The sequence below is a fragment of the Pararhizobium sp. genome, assembly GCF_035497515.1.
GTDB lineage: Bacteria > Pseudomonadota > Alphaproteobacteria > Rhizobiales > Rhizobiaceae > Pararhizobium.
Genome location: NZ_DATJDJ010000055.1, coordinates 79,535 through 87,821, shown reverse-complemented (window position 1 = coordinate 87,821; position 8,287 = coordinate 79,535). Strand labels below are relative to the sequence as shown.

7 protein-coding genes are annotated in these 8,287 nt (G+C 57.9%); 1 reads left to right on the top strand and 6 read right to left on the bottom strand.

What is annotated here, in order from left to right:
- The 6 genes from rsmG to hemE all read right to left on the bottom strand — a co-directional run.
- On the bottom strand, positions 1–579 hold a 579-nt coding region (gene rsmG, locus VL202_RS06260; RefSeq protein WP_325463278.1), incomplete at its 3' end, for a 16S rRNA (guanine(527)-N(7))-methyltransferase RsmG.
- The gene (gene mnmG, locus VL202_RS06255; RefSeq protein WP_325463277.1) at positions 576–2,459 is read right to left on the bottom strand and encodes a tRNA uridine-5-carboxymethylaminomethyl(34) synthesis enzyme MnmG; all 1,884 of its coding nucleotides are present in this window, start codon (positions 2,457–2,459) and stop codon (positions 576–578) included. The genes rsmG and mnmG, both read right to left, overlap by 4 nt.
- 81 nt (positions 2,460–2,540) lie before the next feature.
- Positions 2,541–3,860 (bottom strand): tRNA uridine-5-carboxymethylaminomethyl(34) synthesis GTPase MnmE, encoded by a 1,320-nt coding sequence (gene mnmE / locus VL202_RS06250; RefSeq protein WP_325463285.1) that lies wholly within the window; start codon positions 3,858–3,860, stop codon positions 2,541–2,543.
- Positions 3,861–4,014: 154 nt separating this feature from the next.
- A complete protein-coding gene (gene rho, locus VL202_RS06245) occupies positions 4,015–5,280 on the bottom strand; it encodes a transcription termination factor Rho (RefSeq protein ID WP_156392515.1) in 1,266 nt (421 codons plus the stop codon).
- A 195-nt stretch (positions 5,281–5,475) separates the two neighbouring features.
- On the bottom strand, positions 5,476–6,015 hold the full coding sequence (gene hemJ / locus VL202_RS06240) for a protoporphyrinogen oxidase HemJ (RefSeq protein WP_325463276.1): 540 nt from the start codon (positions 6,013–6,015) through the stop codon (positions 5,476–5,478).
- Positions 6,012–7,046 carry a uroporphyrinogen decarboxylase gene (hemE, locus tag VL202_RS06235; RefSeq protein WP_325463275.1) on the bottom strand — a complete coding sequence of 345 codons (1,035 nt, stop codon included), beginning with the start codon at positions 7,044–7,046 and terminating at the stop codon, positions 6,012–6,014. Before hemE ends, hemJ begins: the two co-directional genes overlap by 4 nt.
- A gap of 404 nt (positions 7,047–7,450) precedes the next feature.
- On the opposite strand from hemE, the gene VL202_RS06230 reads away from it, so the two are divergent.
- Positions 7,451–8,275 carry a pyruvate, water dikinase regulatory protein gene (locus tag VL202_RS06230; protein ID WP_325463274.1) on the top strand — a complete coding sequence of 275 codons (825 nt, stop codon included), beginning with the start codon at positions 7,451–7,453 and terminating at the stop codon, positions 8,273–8,275.
- Positions 8,276–8,287: the final 12 nt, after the last annotated feature.

The window sequence follows — 8,287 nt, the reverse complement described above, 5'->3', positions numbered from 1 at the left end:
GCTGGTATGTTTTATCAGATCAAACTGAAAGCGGCCAACGGCTTTGTCGACTTCCTGCTGATAATCCCGGCCTTTGTGGAAGAATGCACGCGGTTTCCCAGCCATCGTCATCCACGGCGCGCAATATTCCAGCAACAGGGGAAGATCCGCGAGCGCCCGCGCAGAGATGGCGTCGCAGGTGGGGATAGAAGCAGGCGCGGATTCGATACGAATCGGATGCACAGAGCCGCGTGCCCCAGTTTCATTCAGCGCAACACGCAAGAAAGCAGCCTTCTTGTTGTTGCTTTCGACGAGATGAACCCATCCATCGTTCAGCTCAGCGAGAAAGATGGCGGTGATGATGCCAGGAAAACCGCCGCCACTGCCCAGATCCACCCACCGTTTTGGCCCCGGAGATAGTTGGTAGATTTGCGCGCTGTCGCCGATGTGGCGGTGCCAAAGGTCCCTTAACGTCGAGGGCGCGACGAGGTTGATGGACTTGGCCCACTTTTGAAACAGGGCGGAGAAATGATCGAGCCGTTCCGACGTTTCACGTGAAACACGCAATCCGTTTAGCTCTCGGGGAGGACTCGCAATCATTGAATCGCCTGTCGTTTGTGCACAACCGAAACGCGGTCGTTCTTCCGCATATGCGCGAGGATTAGCGATATCGCCGATGGAGTGATGCCGTCAACCTTCATCGCCTGAGCGAGATTTCGCGGCCTGGTGGCGATGAGCTTTTGCTTCAGCTCGTTTGAAAGACCGGACAGCGACTGAAAGTCAAAGTCCTCCGGTATGATGCGGTTTTCCTCGCGTTGGACGCCGGCAATATCAGTGGTCTGGCGATCCATATAAACGGCGTAAGTCGCATCGATCTCAAGTGCCTCCGCCAGCTTCGGCTCAATCTCCGCGAGTTGAGGCCAGACGACACTGAGGGACTGGATAGAATGTTCCGAATAAGAAAGGAGCTCGAATGCCGAGCGGCGCTGTCCGTCAAGGTTCAGCTTCAGGCCGAAGCTGCGGCCCTCGCTCGGCGTAAGGCTCAGTGACTTCAGATGCTCACGATTTACGTTGATATCATCGACCCACTTCTGGAACCTCGCGGAGCGCGCAGCCGAGAGACAGCCGAGCTTGATCGCCTCGGGTGTAAGTCGGAGGTCCGCATTGTCTGCTCGAAGGGAGAGCCGATATTCGGCGCGCGATGTGAACATCCGATAGGGCTCAGTGACGCCGCGCGATGTCAGGTCATCGATCATCACACCGATATAGGAGTTCGTACGGCTGAAAATGTACGGCTGATTCCCGGCACAAAGCAATGCGGCGTTCAGGCCAGCGACGAGCCCCTGGGCACCGGCTTCTTCATAGCCGGTCGTCCCATTGATTTGGCCTGCAAGGAACAGCCCCGGAATCTTGCGCACCTCCAGCGATGTCGACAGTTCGCGCGGATCGACGTGATCATACTCGATCGCATAACCCGGCTGCAGAATGGAGACAGTCTCAAGGCCCGGGATGGTCTGGATAAAGGCTTGCTGCACATCGGCCGGTAGCGAGGTCGAGATGCCGTTGGGATAAACCGTGTCATCGTCCAGCCCTTCCGGCTCCAGGAAAATCTGGTGGCCGTCACGCTCGCCAAACTTGACGATCTTGTCCTCGATCGACGGGCAATAACGCGGACCGACACCTTCGATCTGGCCGGAATACATAGCGGATTTACCGAGATTATCCGAGATGATTTTATGTGTCGCTTCGGTCGTCCGTGTGACGCCACATTCGATCTGGCGATTCACGATGTGATCGGTCATGAACGAGAAGGGCACAGGGTTTTCATCAGCACCCTGCCGCCCCACTGCGGACCAATCGATGGTTTTGCCGTCCAGGCGCGCCGGGGTTCCGGTCTTCAGTCGCCCAAGCGCCAGGCCGAAGCGTTCAAGTGTGGCAGACAGACCAAGCGATGGGTCTTCCCCGACGCGACCAGCGGGAATCTTACGGTCGCCAATATGAATCAGGCCACGCAGAAATGTGCCGGTCGTCAAAACCACGGCGCCAGACGATATCCTGCGACCGGACGCTAGAACAACGCCGGTTACACGGCCATTGTCCAGCGTCAAATCGAAAGCGTCGCCTTCAATGACATCCAGGTTCTGAATTGAATGAATTTCCGCCTGCATCGCGAGACGGTACAGCTTTCGGTCAGCCTGCGTCCGCGGCCCGCGAACGGCAGGTCCTTTTCGTCGATTGAGCAGGCGAAACTGAATGCCACCGGCATCGGCGACACGCCCCATCAAACCATCCATTGCGTCGATTTCACGAACGAGATGACCTTTCCCCAATCCGCCGATGGCAGGATTGCAGGACATGACACCAATCGTTTCGCGCTTATGCGTGACAAGCGCGGTTTTCGCACCGAACCGTGCAGCGGCACTGGCGGCTTCGCAACCCGCATGTCCGCCACCAATCACAATGACATCATAATCAATCATACCAAACCGTCTCCATCACGGTAGTTCCGTAGCCGAATCGTTTCACGTGAAACACCTGCCAAGACTCGCTCACGTTGTATTCTATTTGCCGATGCAAAATTCCGAGAAGATCACATCGAGGAGATCTTCAACATCGACGCGGCCGGTAATTCGCCCAAGCGCATCGCCGGCCTGTCGCAGGTACTCGGCTTGAATATCGAGCCCGCTATTAAATTGCGCCAAACTCATATCGATTGCTGACCGAGCCTGCTCGAGGCAATTCACGTGTCGCCTGCGTGACGGCAGCGCCATTGCATTCTTCGCCGACAGATCGGGAAGGTAACGCTTCAGCAGGCCGACCAGTTGATCGAGGCCTTCGTCGGTGACTGTTGAGATCAGCACGTCAGCGACGGCCTTATCCCACAAAACCGGGTTCCGATCAATCTTCGTTCCCACCCGCAAAACTGGCTTCAGCCCCTCATATTGTGCCAGTGAAGCAAAGTCATCAGGTCCGTCCGCGAGCAAAAGAATGACGTCTGCCTGCTCGATCGTCATATGGGCGCGACGAATTCCCTCCTGTTCCACACGGTCCTCCGTCTCACGAAGGCCGGCCGTATCATAAAGCCGAACATTGAATCCGGCTAAGGATAAATCTACCGACAGGACATCCCGGGTTGTACCGGCAATCTCGGTGACGATTGCAACATCGCGACGGGCGAGCCGGTTCAGCAGGCTTGATTTCCCAGCGTTCGGCTGGCCGGCAATGACGATTTTCAAGCCATCGCGGATGATCTCGGCCATACCGGCCCCGACAAGATGTTCTGTGATCTCTTCCCTCAGACTGCGCATATCCGCCCAGATGCGATCGGCGACCGATCCGGGAACATCGTCTTCATCGGCAAAATCGAGTTCGGCCTCGATCATCGCCCGGGCATGTGTCAGCCGTTTCGCCCATCCCCGGTAGAGTGCCGAGAGATTGCCGCTCGAATGTTCCTGCGCCAGCCGGCGCTGCATCTCGGTTTCGGCGGAAATGAGGTCGGCGAGGCCTTCGATTTCGACAAGATCGAGCTTGCCGTTGTGAAAGGCCCGCCGAGAAAACTCGCCGGCTTCGGCATGTCTCGACCCCGGGAAGTCTGAAAGCTCGGTGAGGATCGCATCCACGACCGCGCGGCCGCCGTGAACCTGCAGTTCGGCACAGTCTTCTCCGGTGAAGGAGGCGGGCGCCTTGAAATAGAGAATGAGACCTTGATCGAGGACGTCATCGTTTCGATTTCGAATTGATCGCAAGGTGGCCTGGCGCGGCCCCGGCACCGAGCCGCAGAGTGACCGCAGCATATGCGCCGTCGCCGGTCCGCTGATGCGGATGACGGCCACGCCGGCGGGAAGGGCACCGGACGACAGGGCATAGATCGTGTCTGTCATCGTATTGGTCATGATCCATCTTCGCATTTCCGCAGACCCAGGGACATCGGAATTGATCCTGAGCGGCCCGCCAAAAAAAACCAGGACTTGAATCCGGCTAAAAACAGAAAAGCCCAGGCTGAGCCTGGGCTTCGCTTCGACATTGCCGATCCAATCAGGTGTTCATCGAATCGAAGAAATCGCCGTTGGTCTTCGTCTGCTTCAGCTTGTCGATCAGGAACTCGATCGCGTCGGTCGTTCCCATCGGAGCAAGAATACGGCGAAGAACAAAGATCTTCTGCAGGTCCTGGCGCGGAACCAGCAGGTCTTCCTTGCGCGTGCCGGACTTGAGAATATCCATCGACGGGAAGATGCGCTTGTCGGCGACCTTGCGGTCGAGCACGATTTCCGAGTTGCCGGTACCCTTGAACTCTTCGAAGATGACTTCGTCCATGCGGCTGCCCGTATCGATCAGCGCGGTGGCGATGATGGTCAGCGAACCGCCTTCTTCAATGTTACGCGCCGCGCCGAAGAAGCGCTTCGGGCGCTGCAGGGCATTGGCGTCGACACCACCGGTCAGGACCTTGCCGGATGACGGTACAACCGTGTTGTAGGCGCGACCAAGGCGGGTGATCGAGTCAAGCAGGATAACGACATCGCGGCCGTGTTCGACGAGGCGCTTGGCCTTTTCGATAACCATTTCGGCGACCTGGACGTGGCGGGTCGCTGGTTCGTCGAAGGTGGAGGAGACGACTTCACCCTTTACCGAGCGCTGCATATCCGTGACTTCTTCCGGCCGCTCGTCGATCAAGAGGACGATCAGGTAGCATTCCGGATGATTGGCGGTGATCGAATGGGCGATGTTCTGCAGGAGAACGGTCTTACCGGTCCGCGGCGGCGCGACGATCAGGCCGCGCTGGCCCTTGCCGAGCGGGGCGATCAGGTCGATGACGCGCGCGGAGAGATCCTTCGAGGTTGGAACCTCGAGTTCCATCTTGAAGCGCTCGTTCGGATAGAGCGGCGTCAGATTGTCGAAATGAACCTTGTGCCGGATCTTCTCCGGATCCTCGAAATTGATCGTGTTGACCTTGAGAAGCGCGAAATAACGTTCGCCCTCCTTCGGACCACGGATCGGACCCTCGACCGTGTCGCCGGTCTTCAGCGAGAAGCGGCGGATCTGAGAGGGCGAGATGTAGATGTCATCGGGGCCTGGCAGGTAGTTGGCATTGGCCGAGCGCAGGAAGCCGAAGCCGTCCTGCAGCACTTCGACGACACCTTCGCCGATGATCTCGACGTCCTGGCTTGCCAGCATTTTCAGGATCGCGAACATCAGTTCCTGCTTGCGCATGACACTGGCATTCTCGACCTCGACCTGCTCGGCAAAGGCCAGGAGATCGGTCGCGGATTTGTTCTTGAGTTCTTGTAGCTTCATTTCAGCCATGAAGGGGGACCACATTTGCAGTTCGAAATGGAAAACGGCGTGTCTGATGTAAGGGGAGCTGCTGGGGAAAGGGCAGGCTCGTAACGTTTACACATGCCACGAAAGAGGAGATTGCGGGAAAGTAGCGATTCATGTGATGCGCCGCAAGGGGTTTACGGTAATTACCGGAAGTTTCCTTTCAACAACGACATCTGATCAAAAAGGTTTCACCACCGCCATGATGACGATGAGGATCATTAGCAGCGTCGGTGCCTCGTTCATCAACCGCCAATAACGGGCGCTGCGGGTGTTTTCATCCCGTGCAAAGGCACGCACCGCACGGCTGAACATGACATGCACGCCGGTCAGGAGCACGACGAGAAACAGTTTCGCGTGCAGCCAGCCGCCTTGGAACCCGTATACGCTCCAAGCAAGGTATAGGCCGAGCCCCCAGGTGATCATCATCGCCGGGTTCATGATGACCTTCAGGAGACGCATTTCCATCATCTTGAAAGTTTCGGATTGCTCCGATCCCGGCACGGCATCGGTGTGATAGATGAACAGGCGCGGCATGTAGAGGAGAGCTGCCATCCAGGACATGACCGCGATGATGTGCAGCGCCTTGATCCAGAGATAGAGATTGTCGGGCTGCCGGACGAACAGGCAACCTAAAAGGCCGACAAACAGGGCGATCGCAATGAACGCCCGCCGGCGCGCCCTTTTGCCCGGCCGCGCATCCGTCTGGCGCTCGCTCATCGACCGCCTCCGCGCACGCGCTCGACAAGACGCGTGACATGAGCCGGGTCCGCCTGCGGCGTGATACCGTGGCCGAGATTGAAGATCAGCGGCCCATGGCCAAGACGATCGAGGATCGCGTCGATACCCTCATCCAGCGACTTGCCGCCGGCAACCACCCGCATCGGATCGAGATTGCCCTGGACCGGACCATCCTTCTGCAGTTCGGCGGCAAAGGAAAGCGGCACGGACCAGTCAAGGCCGATCGCGTCGGCGCCCGTTCCCTGGCGATAATCCTTGAGCAGGATACCGGCGCCTTTCGCAAAAGCGATGATCTTGGCATCCGGGCGTCGCGCGCGAACGCTGTCGATCATCCTGCGCACGGGCTTCACCGCATAACGCTGAAACTCGTCCTCGCCCAAAACTCCTGCCCAGGAATCAAAGATCTGCACCGCATCGGCACCCGCATCGATCTGCTCAACGAGATAATCGGCGGAGACTTCGGCAAGCAACGCCAGCAGCCGCTCAAAGGCTTCCGGATGCTGGTAGGCGAACAAACGGGCAGGGGCCTGGTCGGGCGTACCGTGGCCGGCGATCATATAGGTGGCGACAGTCCAGGGCGCGCCGCAGAAACCGAGCAGGGTGGTTTCCTCAGGCAATTCACGGCGCAAACGACGGACCGTCTCGATAACCGGCTTCAGGTGATCCGAAACGGGTTTCACGTCGAGCCTGTCGATGCCGGAAACATCGATGGGATCCATCCGTGGTCCATGCCCTTCCTCGAAGCGGACATTGCGCTTCAGGGCATCGGGAATGACGAGAATATCCGAGAACAGGATGGCTGCGTCAAAAGCATAACGGCGGATTGGCTGAAGCGTCACTTCGACAGCCAGTTCCGGCGAATAACAGAGATCGAGGAAGCTTCCGGCCGTGGCGCGTGTCTGGCGATATTCGGGAAGATATCGGCCAGCCTGACGCATCAACCAGACGGGGGGAGGCGTGAGGGTTTCACCCTTCAATACCTGAAGCACCTTGCGGCTTTGCGCAGTCACCGGACACGTTCTCCCATTATAAAAGATATCTATATCTAAGGTTTCTATTTCTTAGAGTCTGTGACTATCACGGATTAAACGCCATCCGACTCTTTTCCACATGCATGGCCGTTCAATAGAATCCTTGAACTGATTTTGCCATGCGACAGAGTGGAGCGGGGAAATATCCGGAAAGATTTTTGGATTCAAAATCTTGAGATCGCAACAGCATCGATGTCTTGCTGTGGATCAGCTGTGGATAATATCCGCGTCGGCGGCGTTGATGAGTCTTCTCCACAAGCCTCTGAATCCATTCTCCCGAGAATCCAGATTGTGAATAACTCGCCGGTTTTCCCCTTGCCTTCGCGCCCGCTCCGTCCTTAGCTCTGGCCGTCCCGGTTTATCAACAGCCCTCGGAGAATAGCGTGGAGAACCACAAAAACTATTTCCATCTGCATCTGATCTCCGATTCGACCGGGGAGACGCTGATCGCTGCGGGCCGGGCGGCGGCGGCGCAGTTCCAGTCGTCGCATGCGCTGGAGCATGTCTATCCGCTGATCCGCAATCGCAAGCAGCTGATGCAGGTGATGGAGGCGGTCGATGGCGCGCCGGGGATCGTTCTCTATACGATCGTCGATCGGGAGCTTGCCGATATCATCGATGCGACCTGCAAGGAGATGGGCCTGCCCTGCGTCTCGGTGCTGGAGCCGATCATCGATCTCTTCCAGTCCTATCTGGGGGCGACATCGCGGCGGCGGTCGGGCGCGCAGCACGTGATGGATGCCGGCTACTTCGCCCGCATCGACGCCCTGAACTTCACCATGGATCATGATGATGGACAGTTGCCGGCGGATTTCAACGATGCCGATGTCGTTCTGGTCGGTATCAGCCGAACGTCGAAAACACCGACCAGCATCTACCTCGCCAATCGCGGCATCAAGACGGCGAACATTCCGATCGTTACCGGTGTGCCCTTGCCGGAGCGGTTGATGGAGGCGACCAAACCGCTGATCGTTGGCCTGATCGCGACGGCGGACCGGATTTCTCAAGTTCGGCAAAACCGGGTTCTCGGAACGGCCTCGCACAGTTTTCGCGCCGAGGATTATGTCGATCGCGCCTCGATCGCCGAGGAGCTGAAATATGCGCGCTCGCTCTGCGCCCGTAACAACTGGCCGATGATCGATGTGACGCGCCGCTCGATCGAGGAAACCGCGGCGGCGATCGTTGCCCTCAGACCGCGCCTGCGCTAGAGCGCTTCATTA